At 64.9% G+C, this 17,963-nt stretch carries 18 protein-coding genes; 1 reads left to right on the top strand and 17 read right to left on the bottom strand.

The features are described from left to right. Window positions 1–4: 4 nt before the first annotated feature. Genes MKI86_RS10855 through MKI86_RS10820 form a run of 8 tightly spaced genes read right to left on the bottom strand, consistent with a single transcriptional unit; the run spans window position 5 to window position 8,362 of the window. Entirely contained in the window at window positions 5–1,759 is a 1,755-nt protein-coding gene (locus tag MKI86_RS10855; RefSeq protein WP_241600914.1) for an FAD-dependent oxidoreductase, read from the bottom strand. After that, window positions 1,759–2,844 carry a branched-chain amino acid ABC transporter permease gene (locus tag MKI86_RS10850; protein ID WP_241600913.1) on the bottom strand — a complete coding sequence of 362 codons (1,086 nt, stop codon included), beginning with the start codon at window positions 2,842–2,844 and terminating at the stop codon, window positions 1,759–1,761. Before MKI86_RS10850 ends, MKI86_RS10855 begins: the two co-directional genes overlap by 1 nt. A 1-nt stretch (window position 2,845) precedes the next feature. Then, entirely contained in the window at window positions 2,846–3,709 is an 864-nt protein-coding gene (locus MKI86_RS10845) for a branched-chain amino acid ABC transporter permease (protein WP_241600912.1), read from the bottom strand. After that, entirely contained in the window at window positions 3,706–4,416 is a 711-nt protein-coding gene (locus MKI86_RS10840) for an ABC transporter ATP-binding protein (RefSeq protein WP_241600911.1), read from the bottom strand. Before MKI86_RS10840 ends, MKI86_RS10845 begins: the two co-directional genes overlap by 4 nt. After that, entirely contained in the window at window positions 4,416–5,135 is a 720-nt protein-coding gene (locus MKI86_RS10835) for an ABC transporter ATP-binding protein (RefSeq protein WP_241600910.1), read from the bottom strand. The genes MKI86_RS10840 and MKI86_RS10835 overlap by 1 nt, the downstream gene beginning before the upstream one ends. Before the next feature lie 3 nt (window positions 5,136–5,138). Beyond that, window positions 5,139–6,416: an ABC transporter substrate-binding protein gene (locus MKI86_RS10830; RefSeq protein ID WP_241600909.1), complete on the bottom strand. Its 1,278-nt coding sequence runs from the start codon at window positions 6,414–6,416 to the stop codon at window positions 5,139–5,141. A gap of 24 nt (window positions 6,417–6,440) precedes the next feature. Then, the gene (locus MKI86_RS10825; protein ID WP_241600908.1) at window positions 6,441–7,505 is read right to left on the bottom strand and encodes a maleylacetate reductase; all 1,065 of its coding nucleotides are present in this window, start codon (window positions 7,503–7,505) and stop codon (window positions 6,441–6,443) included. Then, window positions 7,502–8,362 carry a dioxygenase family protein gene (locus MKI86_RS10820; protein ID WP_241600907.1) on the bottom strand — a complete coding sequence of 287 codons (861 nt, stop codon included), beginning with the start codon at window positions 8,360–8,362 and terminating at the stop codon, window positions 7,502–7,504. The genes MKI86_RS10825 and MKI86_RS10820 overlap by 4 nt, the downstream gene beginning before the upstream one ends. An 80-nt stretch (window positions 8,363–8,442) precedes the next feature. On the opposite strand from MKI86_RS10820, the gene MKI86_RS10815 reads away from it, so the two are divergent. After that, window positions 8,443–9,393, top strand: a complete 951-nt coding sequence (locus tag MKI86_RS10815) for a LysR family transcriptional regulator (RefSeq protein WP_241600906.1) — start codon at window positions 8,443–8,445, stop codon at window positions 9,391–9,393. A 36-nt stretch (window positions 9,394–9,429) separates the two neighbouring features. Here MKI86_RS10815 and MKI86_RS10810 read toward each other — a convergent pair whose 3' ends face one another. The 9 genes from MKI86_RS10810 to MKI86_RS10770 form a co-directional block, all read right to left on the bottom strand. After that, a complete protein-coding gene (locus tag MKI86_RS10810; protein WP_241600905.1) occupies window positions 9,430–10,044 on the bottom strand; it encodes a flavin reductase family protein in 615 nt (204 codons plus the stop codon). Then, on the bottom strand, window positions 10,041–11,267 hold the full coding sequence (locus MKI86_RS10805; protein ID WP_241600904.1) for an acyl-CoA dehydrogenase family protein: 1,227 nt from the start codon (window positions 11,265–11,267) through the stop codon (window positions 10,041–10,043). The genes MKI86_RS10810 and MKI86_RS10805 overlap by 4 nt, the downstream gene beginning before the upstream one ends. Before the next feature lie 59 nt (window positions 11,268–11,326). Then, entirely contained in the window at window positions 11,327–12,106 is a 780-nt protein-coding gene (locus tag MKI86_RS10800) for an alpha/beta fold hydrolase (RefSeq protein WP_241600903.1), read from the bottom strand. A gap of 24 nt (window positions 12,107–12,130) precedes the next feature. Beyond that, window positions 12,131–13,144, bottom strand: coding sequence for a zinc-dependent alcohol dehydrogenase (locus MKI86_RS10795; RefSeq protein ID WP_241600902.1), 1,014 nt, complete (start codon window positions 13,142–13,144; stop codon window positions 12,131–12,133). Then, on the bottom strand, window positions 13,141–14,184 hold the full coding sequence (locus MKI86_RS10790) for a branched-chain amino acid ABC transporter permease (RefSeq protein ID WP_241600901.1): 1,044 nt from the start codon (window positions 14,182–14,184) through the stop codon (window positions 13,141–13,143). Before MKI86_RS10790 ends, MKI86_RS10795 begins: the two co-directional genes overlap by 4 nt. Window positions 14,185–14,188: 4 nt before the next feature. Next, complete coding sequence (locus MKI86_RS10785) at window positions 14,189–15,046, bottom strand: branched-chain amino acid ABC transporter permease (protein WP_241600900.1); 858 nt, start codon at window positions 15,044–15,046, stop codon at window positions 14,189–14,191. Then, window positions 15,033–15,764, bottom strand: coding sequence for an ABC transporter ATP-binding protein (locus MKI86_RS10780; protein ID WP_241600899.1), 732 nt, complete (start codon window positions 15,762–15,764; stop codon window positions 15,033–15,035). The genes MKI86_RS10785 and MKI86_RS10780 overlap by 14 nt, the downstream gene beginning before the upstream one ends. Next, window positions 15,761–16,456, bottom strand: a complete 696-nt coding sequence (locus MKI86_RS10775) for an ABC transporter ATP-binding protein (RefSeq protein WP_241600898.1) — start codon at window positions 16,454–16,456, stop codon at window positions 15,761–15,763. The genes MKI86_RS10780 and MKI86_RS10775 overlap by 4 nt, the downstream gene beginning before the upstream one ends. A 157-nt stretch (window positions 16,457–16,613) precedes the next feature. After that, complete coding sequence (locus MKI86_RS10770) at window positions 16,614–17,912, bottom strand: ABC transporter substrate-binding protein (RefSeq protein WP_241600897.1); 1,299 nt, start codon at window positions 17,910–17,912, stop codon at window positions 16,614–16,616. Between the last annotated feature and the right edge of the window lie 51 nt (window positions 17,913–17,963).

Here is a 17,963-nt window from a genome sequence, read left to right as displayed (position 1 = left end):
CGCCTCACAGATCCAGAATTGTCTTCAGTACACGGCGCAGTTCGCCAGCGGGGTCAGCCGCCAACCCTTCCGAGCGCCATGCGACGTGATGATCGGGCCGGACCAGCACCACGCCGGCATCGCCCACCTCGCGGGCCCGCGCCCAGTCGCCGTAATGATCCTGCCAGGTCTGCCGCGGCCCGATGACGTGGGCCACAAGCGGCAGGCCGAGTTCCGCCGACAGTATCTCGGCCGCATCGACCCACGCCTGCCCGCCGATACCGGTCAGGAGCGTAAACTTCCCATGGCCGCACAGATCGAGCGTGGAGGCCTTGCGGTTGCCCTCGCCGAACAACCAGGCATGCGGCAGCCGCGCACCCGGCCAGGTGGTCTGTTCGAAATGCAATTCCGGGTTGCAGGTGAACGCCGGCTCGGGCTGGCCGTCGGTCTCAACGCCTGTCGATTTGTAACGGTGGTTCATCTCCACGCCATGGGCGTCGAACTCATAGACCTTGAAGGCAATGGCCTCGCGCAACGCCGCGCGCTGATTTTCGGCAGCGCTTCCGTCGTCACAGCGGCGATCCATGTTCTCCTGCATCTTCACCGGATCGATGGAATCGAGCAGACCGAGCGCGCCGAAGATCGGCCCGAACTCCTCGATCGACTGGTTGGCGCGCGTGACGATCTGCGTGGCGATGGGCGCGCGCTCCTCGCTATACGTTTCAAGCAGGCCGGGTCCGGCCTGGCCCTTCAGCACCATGGCGAGTTTCCAGGCGAGGTTGAAACCGTCCTGGATCGAGGTGTTGGAACCGAGCCCGTTCGACGGCGGATGACGGTGGATCGCATCGCCCATGCAGAAGACGCGGCCCTTCTGTGTGCGCGTGGCGTAACAGTTGTTGACCGTCCAGGTGGAGACCGAGGTGATCTCGATGTCGATATCGGGATCGCCGATCAGGTCGCGGGCCACGCCCTCGGCAAAGGCATTGTCGACATCGGGCACGCCCTGGCTGATGTCATAGCCCCAGTTGATGAGCCACTCGTTCCATGGACGGATCATGCGCACCAGACCCATGCCGATGCCGCCGACATTCGAGCCCGGCTGCAGCACCCAGTAGAGTACCGAGGGACGATGGGCGACGTAGCGGGCGAGATCGGCCTTGAACAGGATGTTCATCGAGCCGGCGACACCCATCTTGCCCTCGAAGGGCAGGCCGAGATGCTGCGCCACCAGGGAATTGCCGCCGTCGGCACCGACAAGATATTTCGAGCGGACGGTGAAATCCTTGCCGGTCAGGCGGTCGCGGCAGGTCGTCGTCACGCCCTCGGCATCCTGCACGTGGCTTACATATTCCGTCGACATGCGCGCCTGCGTGCCACGCGCGCACGCCGTTTTGAAGAGAAGCGGCTCCATGAAGGTCTGCGGCAGGTCGTTCATCTCGCTCGGCGAGGAGAGCAGATGCTCGGCCTTCGACGTCGGATGCGTGCCCCAGGTCTTGAGACGGCCGAGTTCTTCGCCGGCGATCGCAGTGCAGAACACATTCTCGCCCATGATCTCCTGCGGGCTGGCGTGGAGGTAGCCTTCCGCCTCGACCTCGCGGCCGAGATCGCGCAGCACCTCCATCGTGCGCTGGTTCGTAATGTGGGCGCGCGGCGTATTGGCCAGCCAGCGGTAGCGGTTGATCGCCATGTTCTCGACGCCGTAGCTCGCAAGCAGCGCGGCGGTCGCCGAGCCGGCGGGGCCGGTTCCAATGATCAGGACGTCGGTTTCGATATCGGCCATCAGTCACTCCCTCTGATGTCTTTGGGTTTGGGCTGGCCCGCCAGGATGCGGCGGACGGGAAAGAGCTGGATTCCGGTGCGGTCGGCAAACAGACCCCACAGGCCGCGCGGCGCAAACAGCATGACCAGGATGCCGATGAGGCCGAGAATCAGCAGATACCAGGAGCCGTAATCGGCCAGCAGGTTCTGCAGGATGTAGAACACGATCACGCCGATGATCGGCCCCTCGATCGTACCGATGCCGCCGATCACCACGATGAAGATCACATAGGCGGTCCAGTCGGGAACGGAGAAGGCGGCGTCCGGCGAAATACGCGCCTTCTGCACATAGATCAGCGCACCGGCGAGCCCGGTGGCAAGCGCCGCCACCAGATAGACGAAGGATTTCGTCCAGGTCGGGTCGACGCCGACGGAGCGCGCCGCCTCGCGGTTGTCGCGCACGGCCGCAAGCCCCAGGCCCTGCTTCGAGCGCAGCAGCTTGTAGATCGAACCGATGGTAACGACCGCCAGTAGCAGCGCCAGCCAGTAGCAGACGATATCGGTGGCCTGCGGCCCGCGCACGCCAAGCAGATCCGCGACGAAGCGCACCCCGACCATGTCACGTGTGGCACCCGACGGCAGCGATGTGCCGGTACCGCCGCCGAGCGCCTTCCACTGCGCCAGCGAAAGCCGCACGATCTCGGCGATGACCCAGGTGCCGATGGCGAAATAGGCGCCCTGCAGGCGGAAGACGAAGAAGGCTGTGGGCACCGACAGTGCCAGCGCCGCGAGCCCGCCGAGCAGGATGGCGGCCATCGGGTCCATGCCGAGCAGGCTGACGCCGGCAAACATCGCATAGGCGCCGAAGCCGACAAAGGCCTGCTGGCCGACGGAAACGAGGCCCGCATAGCCGGCAAGCAGGTTCCAGCATTGCGCCAGCACCAGCATGGTCAGGATGAAAAACAGGTCCTGCACCACCGAACGCGAGACGAACAGCGGGGCGGTAAAGGCGAGCGCCACAAGCGCGAGGATCGCCAGCATAGAAAAGGCGGAGCCGCGCGTGCGGGTCGAAACGGTCCAGGAGGATGAGGAAATATGATCGCTCATGTCAGTCCACCGCCCGTGGGAAAAGGCCGCGCGGCCGCACCAGCAGCACCAGCAGGAAGGCGATATGGCCCGCAAGAATCTGCCATTCCGGATTGATCGCCGCGCCCACGGTCTGTGCCACGCCGATGATGATGCCGCCGGCGAGCGTGCCCCAAAAGGAGCCGAGCCCGCCGATGATGACGGCCTCGAAGGCATAGATCAGCCGGGCCGGTCCCATGGTCGGATCGAAATTGGCGCGCGTGCCGAGATAGAGTGCTGCAATCGTCACCACCATCATGGCAAGGCCGGTGGCGGTGGCGAAGATGCGCTCGGCGCGGATACCCATCAGGCCGGCCGTTGCGCTGTCATCCGAGGTGGCGCGGAAGGCCCGGCCAAGCGACGTGCGATAGAAGATGAGGTTGAGCGCGACGATGACGCCCACCGCCGACAGGAAGGTCAGAAGCGGCATGGTGCCGATGCTGATAGGGCCGATCTGGAGCGACGCCGTTTCCAGAGCGCCTGCCGAGATCCGGCGGCTATCGGCCGAAAAGCCCTCGAGCAGGCCGTTCTGGATCACCACCGAAAGGCCGAAGGTCACCAGCAGTGGCGGCAGGATGTCGTTGCCGAGCGTGCGGTTGAGCACGAGGAATTGCATCGCCCAGCCGAGCACGAACATCACCGGCAGCGCGGCCGCGGCGGCAATGAAAGGATTGAGGCCGAGCGCCGAAACCAGCAAAAGGATCAGGAAGGCGGCAAGCACGATGAGGTCGCCATGCGCGAGATTGACCAGCCGCATGATGCCGAAGACAAGGGCGAGGCCCGCCGCAAAAAGCGCATACAGGCCGCCGAGCAGAATGCCCTGAATGATGGTGTCGATCCAGTTCATCGCGCATGCGCTCCGAAATAGGCGGCGTGGATATCCTCGCGGCTCAGCGTTGCCGGCGTGCCCGAAAGCGTCACCCGTCCCTCCATCATGCAATAGACCCGATCGGCAACCTTCAGTGCCTGGCCGATGTCCTGTTCGATGATGACGATGGATGCGCCAGTCGCGCGGATTTTCGGAAAAGCCGCGTAGATGTCCCGGACGACCACCGGGGCAAGGCCCAGGCTTACCTCGTCGCAGAGCAGCACACGCGGATTGGACATCAGTCCGCGGCCGATCGCTACCATCTGCTGCTGCCCGCCCGAGAGAGCCGTGCCGGGCTGGTGGCGGCGCTCCTTCAGCACGGGAAAGAGGTCATAAATTGCATCGAGCGACCACGCGCCGTTGCCGACGCGGCCGTATCTGCCGATCAGCAGGTTTTCCTCGACGGAGAGCGACGGAAAGAGCCGGCGCCCTTCCGGCACCATGGCGATACCCAGTTGGAGGACATCGGGTGCGGCAAGCCCGCCGATCTCCCGGCCATCGAAACGGATTTGCCCGGGCACATTGCGGATGAGGCCGGAAATCGACCGCAGCAGGGTCGACTTGCCCGCACCGTTGGCGCCGATCACGGCGACCGTTTCGCCTTCGTCGAGCGCGATATCGACGCCGAACAACGCCTGGAAGTCGCCATAAAAGGCCGTCAGGCCACGGGTCTCGAGCAGCGCCATCACACATCGATCCCGAGATAGATTTCGCGTACGTCCTTCGATGCCATGATCGTCTCGGTATCGCCGTCGCCGATCACCCGGCCGAAATGCAGGACAACAAGACGGCTGACCACCGAATTCAGCGCATGCAGCACATGCTCGACCCAGATGATGGAAACGCCGCGCCGGTGGATGTTGCGGATCGTTTCCACCAGTTCCTGGCATTCCCCTTCGGTCAAGCCGCCGGCGATCTCGTCGAGCAGCAGGATTTTCGGGTCGGTCGCAAGTGCCCGGGCAAGCTCAAGACGCTTGCGCTGCAACAGCCCTAGGCTTCCGGCGAGCTGGTTTGCCTTGGGGTAGAGCCCGGTCTCGACGAGAATATCGGCGCAGCGCTCACCGACATCCTTCTCGGCCTTGCGCGACCCGAAGGCGCCGCCAACCAGCAGGTTCTCGAACACCGTCAGCTTTTCGAAGGGCTGCGGAATCTGGAACGTCCGCCCGACCCCGGCCAGGCACCGCGCCATCGGCGGCTGGCGCGTCACATCCTCGCCGTCGAAGCGGATCGTGCCAGCATCGACGCGGATATTGCCGGTAATGAGATTGAACAGCGTCGACTTGCCGGCGCCGTTCGGCCCGATGACGCCCAGCGCCTCGCCCTTTTCCAGCGCAAACGAAATCTGGTCGGCGACCTTGAGGGCGCCGAAGCTTTTCGAGACCTGGTCGAGGGCGAGGATGGGCATGGCTCAGCCGATCGCTTCCATCTTGCCGCCAGTCGGAATGTTCGGCGCCGTCTGGTTGTCGACGATGACGAGGTCGTAGCCCCCGCCGTCCTTGAGGCGCCACTGACCACCGACCAGCGGGGTCTTGGCGACATTCTTGGCGGCAAAGGGCGGCAGATTGGCGCCATCCCAGGCCACCTTGCCGACGATTGTCTCGATATTGGAGGCGGCGATGGCGGCAATCACCGCTTCGCTATCGGTCGGATCGGCGCGCTTCATCACGTCGGCAGCGACCTCGAACAGGGCATGGACGAAGCCGATGGGCTGGGTCCAGGGCCGGCCGGTGGCCTTGGTGAAGCCCTCGGCGAGCTCGCCGGCGCTCTGGCCGGTCAGCGACGACTTGAAGGGATGGCTTGCCGACCACCAGACTTCGCACGACAGGTTGTGGCCGTTCTTTCCGAGCGCCTCGACCGCCTGCGGAAACAGGATCGCCTTGCCGATGGACGCGACCTTGGGCTTGAAGCCCTGCTGCTGCGCCTGGTTCCAGAAGGTGGTGAAGTCGGGCGGGATCATCACACCGGTGATGATGTCGCTGCCATCAGACTTGAAGGCATTGATCTGGGCGGAAAAGTCGTCGGTCAGATTCTGGTAGCGGCCGGGATCATTGAGGCTGAAGCCCAGCTTCTCCAGAACCGGCGGGAAGCCCACGGCCTTGTCGCCCCAGGCATTGCCGTCGCCGTCGTTCGGAAACAGACCGCCGACCTTCTTGTTGGTCTCCAGCTGGCCCCACATGTTGGTATAAACAGCGATGACGTCTTCCAGCCCCCAGAAGAAGTGGAAGGCACTGTTGAACGGCTTCCACGACGCCGGTTCGCCCGGATTGGACTGCTGGCCGATGAACCAGGGCTGCCAGGGCGCCGCCGTCGAGATGCAGGGCACCTCCTCCGCCTCGCAGGTCGTGGCCACGGGGTTGGTCGTCTCGGGCGTCGAGGCCACGAGGACGAGATTGACCTCGTCGCTGACGATCAGCTCTTTGGCGACTTCGGCGGCGCGGTTCGGGTTGGACTGGCTGTCCTTCACCACCACTTCGTAGTTCAGCCCGGCCGCCTTGGTGGCGGCCATGAAGCCATCGATGATGAACTTGTCGGCCTCGGCGAAAGCGGCAAGCGGGCCGGTCTGCGGGCTGACATAGCCGAGCTTGATCGGCGCGCCCTGGGCGAGGGCCGGCATGGCAAGGCCGGATGTCGCAGCCAATGCGCCCGTCGCGGCTGCGGATTTCAGCAAGTCCCGTCTCGTGAGCATATTCATTCCTCCTCCCAAAAGAATTCAATATGGCGGTCGTGTTCCGCTCCAGGCGTCCTGTAACAGTGCGCGGATCGCCGTACGGTCGATCGGGCGCGGATTGGAATAGGGGTTCCTGGTGGCGATATCGGCGGCCCGGTCGAGATCGGCCTCGCTAAGGCCGAAATCCTTCAGCGCCATCGGCGAACCGATCGATTTGGCGAAATCGTAGAGCGCCTGTCCGGGTGTGGCGCCACCGAAAATATCGGAGATCGGCGTCATCAGCTCCGGCACCGCGGAGGCGTTGAAGCCGATCGTGTGCGGCAGCATGATGGAATGAGTCTCGGCATGCGGCGTGTCGAAGCTGCCGCCCAGCGTGTGGCAGATCTTGTGATGCAGCGACATCGAGATCTGGCCCAGCACCGTGCCGCAAAGCCATGCACCGTAAAGCGCCTTTTCACGCGCCGCGCCGTCGCGCGGGCTGTCGATCAGGGCCGGCAGGGCCTCTTTCAGCGCCCGGATGCCGTCGATGCTCATCATCGTCGTGATGGGATTGCGGTCGGGCGCATAGAGCCCTTCGGCCGCATGCGCGATGGCGTTCAGGCCGCTGGTGACGCTCATGCCAACAGGCAGGCCGAGCGTCAGTTGCGGATCGTAGATCACCACTTCCGGCGTGATTTTCGGGCTGCGAACAGTGGTTTTGACGCCGTTTTCCGTCTGGCCGAGGATCGGCGTGACTTCGGAGCCGGCATAGGTGGTGGGTATTACGATCTGCTGGATGTCCGTGCGATACGCCATGGCCTTGCCGAGCCCCGTCGTCGAGCCGCCACCGAGCGAGACAACGCAATCCACGCCGAGCTCGGCCGCACGCGCGACGGCACGCTCGGTCACATCGACGGGTGTATGCATGGTGGCTTCGGTGAAGGTGCCGACCGAAAGAGGCCCAAGCCGGTTTGACAGCGCTTGCGCATCGGCGGCCTGATGCGGCGTCGACAGCACGAGCGCACGCCGGCAATCCAACGCCTCCACCCATTTGACGACATCGCCGCTCGCCCCGTTGCCGAAGACGATGCGTGCCGCACTTGCCTGATAGGTAAAGTCGAGTGTCATGTCGTGCCGCGTCCCTTCTTCGCCCGAACCATGGTGAAGGTGAAGTCGAGCGTCGACGCATCCCCCTTCCCGGTCGGCGTGAATTCCCCGATCAGCTCGTCCTTCACGCCGAACAGCGCGTCCTGACCGAGATGCGGATCGCTGCCGTCGTAGACATGCGTGCTGATCGTCTCGAAGCCATCCGCCTTGATCAGGAAGTGAAGATGGGCCGGACGGCGCATGGCAAAGCCCAGCCCGCCCAGCATCTGCCCGACAGGGCCGTCGCTGGGAACGGCATAGCCGCCCGGACGCACGGTCTTGTAACGGAAGCACCCCTGGCCGTCGGTCGTGAAGATGCCGCGAAGGTTGAATTCCGGCTGCTGGTCCGGCTGCTGGTTCTCGTAGAAGCCCTCGCTGTTAGCCTGCCAGGTCTCGACCGTGGCGCTGGCAATGGGCTTGCCGTCGAGATCCCGCACATGGCCGCTGACGGACAGCACGGGACCGACACCGTCGAGCGATATGCTGGCATCAAGCGGCAGCCGGGGCGCATCGGCCCGGTAGAAGGGGCCGCGCACCGTGTTGGGCGTCGCGCCCTTCGGCCGGTTCGTGTTGATCTCCTCGACCAACGCGGTCACGCCGAGCAGGTCGGAAAGCAGCACCCATTCCTGCCGGCGACCATCGCTGGCATGGCCGACATCCGTCAGGAATTCCATCGCGCGCCGCCAGTCGGCCTGCGAGGGACGTGTCTCCCTGATCAGCTTGTGCAGGTGCTCGATGAAGGGAACCATGAAGGCTTGCAGCGGTCCGGCGGCGTGCTTGTCGAGCCGCTCGGCAACGCGCTGCGCAGAGGTGCGCTCACTGAACGATATGTCTGGCATGACTTCTCCCATAACGAGAACCTAACAGGCCGAAATTGCGTGCTTGATAATTTTTTCGGCGATTTATATTCGTTATTGTTATGAAGATTGACGAAAGGCACCTTGCGCAGCTTGCAGCGGTCGTCCAGGCGGGTGGCGTGACCGAGGGCGCGACCCTGCTCGGCCTCAGCCAGCCGGCCGTGTCGCGCACGCTTGCGATGCTGGAAAAGCGCCTCGGCGAGCCGCTTTTCCTGAAGGGACGCCGGCCGTTGCAACCCACGCCGCTTGGCCGCGCGCTGGCCGATCACGGCCAGGCCATTCTGACCTCCGCGCGCAAGGCATCGAGCCTGGTGGAAGGTTTTCGCCATGGCCGCACCGGGCTGGTGCGCGTCGGTGGCACGCCCTTCTTCATGGATGCGCTGATCGCCGGCATGGTCGCGGGCTTTCAGAATGCCTCCCCTGACGTGCGCGTCGAGCAGAGCTACGGCTATCTCTCGGAACTGCGCGCCGCCATCGTCGCCGACCGGATCGATCTCGCGATCTGCCCGATCGACATGCTCGAGGAGGGGTCTGGCATGCATTTCCAGGAGCTGCTGCCCGGCCGTAACGTCGTCGCGTGCCGCGTCACGCATCCGCTGCTGCTCAAACGCAAGCTGTCGGGCCCCGAACTGCTCGACTTTCCATGGATCGCGCCGCCACCCGGCAGTCCGCTGCTGGCCGATCTTCGCAGCCTCGTCCTCTCGCTCGGCGCCACCGAGACGAAAATCCGCTATGCCGGCGGTTCGCTGACCAGCGCGATCAACTACATGAAGGAAAGCGACGCGTTGACGATCCTGCCGCACAGCGTCGTCTTCGCCTATCGCAACGACAGGGCGATCACCGCGCTGCCGGTCGAAATTCCCCATCCGGAGCGGGCGCTTGGCCTGCTCCGGCGCTCGGGCGATCTCGGGGCACCCGCCATCGAGGCGTTTTCGGCGCATTTGCGCAAGAGTTTCGAGAATCTGCGGCATCTCATCAAGCGCCACGAACAGTCCGTCATCTGGGGTATGTAAGGGGAAAGCCGGCGGCATATCTCGCCGGCTCTTGACTCAGAAGGTCGCCGAATCGTCCGGCCACAACAGAACCGGCGCCGAGGCCGTATCGACCACCGGTCCCAGCGCGTGCCAGGCGCGGTTGGAATAGACCAGCGCCTCGGCCTGCCGTGTCGCGTGCGCTCCGGATGAAACGGCTGTCAGCTCCGCGGTCACAAGGCAGGCGCCCGGCGTTTCCAGCCGGCCGCGCAGCTCTGCGCGAAACCACAGCTCGACCTGCGGATAGTAGGGCTCACCGCTATCGAGCCGTGACCAGCGCACATCCGGCCCGAAGCGATCCTTGCCTGACGTGGCGCAGAGCCGGGCAAGCTGCATGTCGGCGCGGCGCACGAAATGCACAACGACGGATGCGGCACGCTCGACCACCTTCGCGCTGGAGGACGATGTCGAGAGCGAGAAGGCGACCATGGGTGGAGACGCACTGATCGAGATCAGCGAGCTCACCGTCAGCGCGACAGGCCCCTCCGCCCCTTCCGCCGTGATGATGGCGACGCCGGATGGGTGATGCCTGAAGGCGGCGAGAAACGCCTCTGTGAGGCCGGACCCAGCGGAGGCGGCGCCCGTTTCAGGCGTAGCCCCCTTGCCCGGCATGTCTTTCGCCGGGGCGCTCATTTCTTCTCGATCAGGTCGTAGAACTGCCATGTGCGGTCGCTCCACAGGCCGGCAAGGTCGCGGCCGGCGGCACCGACGATGTTCGGGTTGATCGTGAAATGGTTCGCTGCCGTCAGCATCTCGCGATAGATCCGCTGCATCACGCCGTAGCGCAGCGAGGCCCCGCCGAGCGAACGATAGACGAAATGGCAGGCGTCGACGCCGGCCTCATGCACTTCGGATTTGGCGAGATGCACAAGGCTGATCTGGCGCGTGGTCATGCGATTGCCGGCCTCGATGGAGGACTCGACGTCGCGCCAAACCTCGAACAGGAAAGCGCGGGCGGCGCGGACACGAGCCTCCGCCCGGCCGAAATCGTACCAGAACTTGTCGCTCTCGCCGAGCAGCCCTGCGCGGCCCGTCTTGGTCTTGGCATATTTCGCGGCCTCGTCGAGCATGCGGCGCGAGGCACCGATGGCCCAGCCGGAATGGCCGATGGCGGCAAGCCCCACCACGCCAAGGCTGAAGAATTCCTGCATGCGCTGCGGCTCGGCCGTCAGGATCGGGAAGACCATGTCGTCAGGAATGAAGACGTCGTTGGCGGCGTAATCGATGCTGCCGGTGGCCTGAAGGCCAAGGACGTTCCAGTTGCCGAGCAGTTCGTGCTCGTCTACCGGCGCATGGGCGCAAAGAACGATCACATCGCCCTTCTCGTCCTTGGCCGGCTGGCCGTTGCCATCGTCGAGCAGGGCGGCGGTGTGCGTGTAGGTCGCGTGGTAGATGCCGCTCGCATAGGCCCACTTGCCGTTCAGGCGATAACCGCCATCGACTTTCTTCAGCATGCCGGTTGGCGTGCCCTGACCGGAGAACCGGTTGTCGGTCTTGCCGTCATAGAGACGGCTGATGGCCGTGTCGGGCAGGAAGGCCGCCGACATCGCGCCGATGCAGGCGTGGACCATCGATACCCAGCCGGCCGCGCCGCTGTGATAGGTGATGGCCTCGATAAGCTGCAGACCCTGCGTCGGCGAGAGCTGCGCGCCGCCGATATCCTCGCCGGCGAAGATATGGCTCATGCGGACAGGCTTGAGCGCCTCGAAGGTCTCCTCGTTGAGGCGGCCGAGTTTTTCATTCGCCTCGGAATTCCTGTCGAGGATCGGGCCGACCTTCTCGATATGCGCCATGAGGGATGCGAAGTCCGTCTTCGTACCCCAGTAACCGGATGCATGCTTGAGTGGTGCGTTCATGACAATTCCTCCTTGATAGTCCTGTCGTCGCGGATCGCTGGAAGCGCCGCGCTCGGGTTTCACGTGGCCAGGAAGTCGCCGATGGCCGTGACGGTGCGCGGATCTTCCTGCATGGCGAAATGGCCGGCCTCCTCGATGATCAGCGTCCGGGCATTGGGAATGGCGGCCTGCCAGAGCGGCGCCTGCGAGGCGGGCAGAATGCGGTCCCTGTCGCCCCAGACGATCAGCGTCTCGTTGGGAATCCGGCTCAGCCAGCGGCCGAGATTGGGATGCCCCATGCCGTGCACCTTGAGAATGTTGCCGAGTGCGGGCCCTTCCTTCTCGCGCGCTGCCACGAAGGCCTCTGCCGAGGGGCACTCCGACCCACCCGGAAAGTAGCGCGCCGCGACCGCGACATTGTGCGCGAGATAGGCGGGAAACTCTTGCGGCGGGATCTGGCTCAGGTCGGCGCCGGGGTGATCGGGATGATTGAGCCCGGCCGGCGCATTCAGCACCAGCCTGCCGAAACGTTCGCCGGCAACGGCAGCGATCTCCGCCGCCATCCAGCCACCCATGGAATGACCGACGAGATGCGGACGCTCGAGGCCGAGCGCGTCAACGAGACGGAGATTGTGGACCACCATGTCCTGCATGCCGGCAATATGCGGCGCTTCGGCGCTCTCGCCGAAACCGGGATGGAAGGGCAGGTAGACACGGAAGCGGTCTGCAAGGCCCCGCGCCCAGTCGTAACCCTCGATTGTTGCCGCGCCATGCAGGGCGATCACGGCCGGTCCATTGCCGATCGCCTTGACGACCGTGCGCACACCGTCGATCTCCTCAGTCAGCGTTTCGAATTCCATAACCTGCCCTCCTCGTCCATTTGCTCACGCCGCATCGGCGGCAATCAGCACCTTGCATTGCGTTGTCCGGCGCCTGAGCCCCTCGAAGGTCTCGGGCACTTCGTCGAAACCGATCCGCCCCGTAATCAGCGCCTGCGGCCGGTAGCGGCCGGGACCGAGCGCGCCCAGCGCCGTCTCGAATTCGGCCATGTTGAAGAACACCGCGAAAACGAGCCGGATTTCCTTTGACAGGGCCGCGAAGGGATCCCACTCGTCACCGCCCACGCAGAGCCCGACGCCGACCACCGTTCCGTGCGTGCGCACGAGCCTGCAGGCGAAGTCGATGAGCCCGCGCTTGCCGACGCATTCGAAGACGATATCGGGTTGACCGCCCGACCGGGCCTGAAAGTCCTCGGCAAGGCCGGGACCGGAAAGGGCAAAGCCGGTCGCACCGACGGCGCTCGCGCGCTCCTCCTGATGCCGGTTGATATCGGCGACGATGACATCGCGCGCACCATGGCGCCGCGCCCAGAAGGCGACCAGCAGGCCGATTGGCCCGGCGCCAAGAATCAACACGCGATCGCCCGGCTTCAGTCCTGATCGCATGACGCAATGCAGCGCCACGGCGACCGGCTCAGCCAACGCGCCTTCCTCAATGGGCAGATCGTCGGGCAGGATGCGGCACTGGCGGGCGGCGACGGTGGTGAATTCGGCATAACCGCCGCCGATCAGCTTCATCTCGGCGCACCAGGCCGGCTCGCCTTTTCGGCAAAAGGCGCAGGCGCCGCAGCCACGCATCGGCGCCACCGCCACCCGGTCGCCCGGCTTGAGATCGGAGACGGCGCTGCCGCAGCGGACCACCTCGCCGGCGAATTCGTGGCCGAGAACGTCATGGCGCTTGAGCCCGAACGTCTTGGGGTCCTCGGTCATGTGCAGGTCGGAACCGCAAATGCCACAGGCGGCAATCTTCAGCAGGACCTCATCCTGTGCAGGCTCGGGAATGGGGCGTTCGCCCACCGTCAGCGGCAATCCGACAGCATCGAACAGAACGGCCTTCATGTCGGGTCCTCCATCAATCGTCGGCGTGTCGGGAACCAGGGGGCATCGACGACCTTGCAGATCAGGCCCCAGAGGCCGCCGCGCGCGAAAAGCGCCATGAAAACAGTGAGCAGACCGAGCACCACCATGTATGTCGCGCCATACTCACCGAACCAGCGCTCGGCGAAGAAGTAGATCAGCGCCCCGATCAGCACACCCTCCAGCGAGCCCAGCCCGCCGACCATGACGATGAAGATCGCGATATTGGCCCAGCTCGGATCATAGGCGGAGGGCGGTGTGATGCGCAGTTGCGCCATGAAATAGATGGCGCCGGCAAGGCCCGTGCCGACCGCTGCCGCGACCCAGATGAGGAAGCGCAGCCGGCCGACATTCACCCCCTGGCTGGCGGCGGCAACCGGATTGTCCCGCATGGCGATGAGCGCCAGCCCATAGCGCGAGCGCAGGAGCCAATAACTGCCGCCGACCGTAACGAGCAGCATCAGCGCGCAGAGCAGCGAGACGCCGATGGCGCGTTCCATGGGCGAATAGCCGGTCATGACGCGCAGGCTCATGCCCGCCCCGCCGTTGACATAGCCGAAGACCGATGTCCCAAGCCGCAGCACCTCTGCGATGACCCAGGTGCCGATCGCGAAATAGGGACCGTCGAGCCTGTGCAGCAGGCCGTAGGTGGGAATGGCGAGCAGGGCCGGCGCGATCATCGCGAGCACGACGGCGATGAAGGGATTGATGCCCCACAGCTGCGCCATCACGAACATCATGTAGGCGGACACACCGATAAACGCCTGCTGGCCGACCGATACCAGCCCAGCATAGCCCGCAAGCAAGTTCCACATCTGCGCGACGGCGATGTAGCAGCAGAGCTCGACAACATCGCGGATCAGGCCCTGGCTCGCCCAGAACGGCATCGAGGCAATGGCGATGAGCGCGACGACGCCGAGCCCCATGGCAACGACGCCGGATAGGGTCTGGCGCTGAACGCGCACCGGCGGGAAATCCATAGTGCCGGCTGGTCCTGATACGGTTGCGAACGCTTGGGTCACGGTCTCAGCCCTTTCCGAGAATGCCCTGCGGCCGCAGTGCGAGAATGGTGAGGAAGACGAGGTGGCCGGCAAGGATGCCGAAGCCGGGATCGATGCGGAACCCGATCGACTGGCTGATGCCGAGCACCATGGCCCCGATGAAGGCACCCCAGATCGAACCCATGCCGCCGATGATGACGGCCTCGAAGGCATAGATGAGCTGGAAGGCACCATCGGCCGGCGAAACCGTGGAGCGCATCGACTGGAAGACCGCGGCAAAGCCCAGGATGCCGACGGCAAGCGCCGTGGCGCCGGCATAGACGGCCTTCGGATCGATGCCGGTCATCGCAGCCGCCTCGACATCGGCGGCGGCCGCACGCAGCGAACGCCCGAACCGGGTATACTGCATGGTGGCTGCAAGCGCCGCCGTCAGCACCGTGGCCGTGAACAGCACGATCACCGGCAGCACACCGACGAAGAGCGGGCCGAGCTGGAAGGAGGCCTGGGCGAGGCCGTCGCTCGGCAGCGAGCGCGTATCGGCCGACCAGACCTGCAGCATCGCGTTCTGGAGCGCGATCGACAGGCCGAAGGTAGCGATCAGCGACGGCAGCGGGTCGGCCCCCACGACACGGTTGAGGATCAGCCGCTGCAAGATGATGCCGATGATGCCGCCGAGCGCGACAAGCACCACCAGCACCGACCAGGGGCCAAGACTGAAGGTGGAGGCAAGGCTGATGCCGACCAGCGCCAGCAGGATCATCAGGTCGCCATGGGTGATGTTGACGACACGCATCACCCCGAACATCAGCGCCATGCCGAGAGCATATTGTGCATAGAGGCCGCCCAGAAGAACGCCCTGGACCAGTCCGTCAAGCCACTGCATGGGATGCTCCAAAATAGGCTTCGCCGATCGCCTCGCGTGACAGTTCCGCGGAGCGGCCGGTCAAGGTCACCCGGCCCTCCAGCATGCAGTAGAGCCGGTCCGAGGCGGACTTGGCGAGGCCGACATCCTGCTCCACCAGCACGATGGCCGTGCCGTTCGCCGAAATCGACGGAATGGATTGATAGATTTCCTTGACCACCTTCGGCGCCAGACCGAGGCTGATCTCGTCGCACAAAAGCAGGCGTGGCTGGTTGAGTAGCGCGCGGCCGATCGCCACCATCTGCTGCTGGCCGCCGGAGAGCGACTGGACCGGCACCGCCTGCTTTTCCTTCAGGATCGGAAACAGCGCATGGATGCGCTCGATCGTCCAGGCATCGCCACGGCCGGGTGCGGCGTGATCGACGGCGACGCGCAGATTGTCGAGCACGGACATGCCGGCAAACAGCCGACGCCCCTCGGGTACGATCGCCACGCCGTCGGCCACCATGTGGTGCGGCTTGCTGCCGCCCACCGGCCGGCCGTCGAGACGCACCATGTCGGCCCCGACCCTGATCAGGCCCATGATCGACTTCAGCAGCGTGGATTTGCCCGCACCGTTGGCACCAATCAGGGCGACCACCTCGCCCTCCGCAATGTCGAGATCGACGCCGTAAAGGGCCTGAAAATCACCGTAGCGGGCCTTGAGGTCGTGGGTGGAGAGAAGCGTCTTCGCCGTCATGCCTCGATCCCCATATAGACACGCCGGACTTCCGGGTCCTTGATGACGTCATCCGGCTGGCCCTCAGCGATCTTCTCGCCGAAGTTCAGCACCATGATCCGGTCGGCCACCGCCAGCAGGGCGTGCAGCACATGTTCGATCCACACAATGGTCACGCCACGGTCGCGGATGCGGCGGATCAGCTGCACCAGCGCCTTGCCTTCTTCGTCCGTCAGACCGCCGGCGATTTCGTCGAGCAGCAGCAGGCTTGGGCCCGAAGCCAGCGCGCGGGCCAGCTCCAGCCGCTTGCGATCGAGCAGCGTCAGCGATCCGGCGGAGCGATTGGCCTTGTCCGCCAGCTCGCAGTCACGCAGGATCTGCGCGCAGAAGGCGTAACTCTGCGCCTCGGTGCGCCCGCCCCCGAAGGTGGCCGCCACGAGCAGGTTCTCGAAGGTCGACATGCCCACATAGGGCCGGGGGATCTGGTAGGTGCGGCCGATGCCGATCTTGCAGCGCGCATAGGGCGGCTGGCCGACGAGCCGTTCGCCCGCGAAGACAAGCTCGCCGGCATCGTTGTGCAGGTCGCCGCTGATCAGGTTGAACAGCGTGGTCTTGCCGGCGCCGTTGGGGCCGAGAATACCCAGCACCTCGCCGCGCCGGACATCGAAACTGATGTCATGCAGGACGCGGAGCGCACCGAAGGATTTGCTCAATCCCCTCGCTTCTAGCAATACGCCGTTCAATAAATCCTCCGCTCCGGGCCGCGGCAGGCGTTTTCAAACGCCGCCCGCCCGGTCCTCCTGCACTCGGATGGTTCTGTCTGTAGCCGGGCGCATTGCCGCCCGGCAGCCATGTCCAGCATGCCCGGGCTCAGCCCGCCCAGGGGAGCACCTTCATCTTCTGCTCGGGTTCGAACAGCGTGTTGACGGTGTTGTCTACGATCTTCAGGTCGTAGGGCCACTTCTCGCCCTTCACCCACTGGCCGCCGAAGATCGGCGTCGTCGAGACATTCTTGTGCGGCCCGCTGGAGAAATCGACCTTACCGATCAGCGTCTCCATCTTGGTTTCGACCATCGCGTCGCGGATCGAGGTGCGGTCGAGCGGGTTGGAAGCGCGCTTGAGGATATCGAGCGCCACTTCCCAGATCGCGTGACTGTAGCCGAGCGGCTGCGTCCACTGCTTCTTGGTCTCGCTCTCCCACTGATCGGCGATCTCGCGGCTCACCTGGCCCGTCAGCGTCGACTTGAACGGGAAGGCGGGCGTCCACCAGACCTCCGAGGACATGCCGTCGCCAAGTGGCCCGAGCGCCTGCACGCCGCCCGGGAAGAGCAGCGCTGCCGCGACCGTGACGGCCTTGGGCTTGTAGCCCTGCTGGGCGCACTGGTTGACGAAGGTCTTGAGGTCGTCGGGATAGGTGATGCCGCCGACGATTTCGCAGCCGGCATTCTTGAAGGCGGCGATCTGCGCCGAGTAGTCATTGGTGCGCGGCTGGAAGAAGCCGGGAACGGTAATCTCGAAGCCGGCTTTCTGCGTCGGTGCGGGCAGGCCGTAGTCGTTGTTGCCCCAGGTCTCGCCGTCGGCGTTTTGCGGAAACAGCATGCCGACCTTGCGGTTCGTGTCGAGCGTGTTCCATAGGCCGACGAAGGTGTTCAGCGCCTCGTCGAGGCCCCAGAAGAAGTGATAGGTCCAGTTGAAGGGCTCGTTCTGGCCGCCGCGCGGAAAGATGACGGCCTGCCAGGGCGCGCCGGTCGACAGGCACGGGCATTCGTTGAGTTCCGCCTGGTCGGCAGCCGGGCTGACGGTATCGGTCGTCGAGGCCGGCAGAAGCAGATGGACGCCATCATTGAGGATAAGGTCGCCGGCGACTTCTGCGGCACGGTTCGGGTCGGACTGGCTGTCGCGGATCAGGATCTCGACATCGAACTTGCCGGCCGCGGTCTCCAGCCCGTCCTTCAGCATCTCCTTGACCTTCTGGGCCGCCCAGCCGTCAGTCTCGCCAAAAAGCGCGAGCGGGCCGGTGGTGGGCGTCACGAAGCCGAGCTTGATCGTGCCGGCCGATTGCGCCCGTGCGATCATCGGCGCGCCGAGCGTGGCGGCGGCAAGGCCGGCACCCATGCCTTTCAGCACGGTGCGGCGGGATGGCTGCGCAAATTTCGTCTTCAGGTCCACCTTGGTCTCCTCCCTCGGGTGTTCTTGTCGTCTTGACGCGCATGCAGTGGC

The sequence above is a fragment of the Shinella sedimenti genome, assembly GCF_022601905.1.
GTDB lineage: Bacteria > Pseudomonadota > Alphaproteobacteria > Rhizobiales > Rhizobiaceae > Shinella > Shinella sedimenti.
The sequence above is the reverse complement of the archived record's forward strand: the minus strand, read 5'-3'. Positions and strand labels throughout refer to the sequence as shown.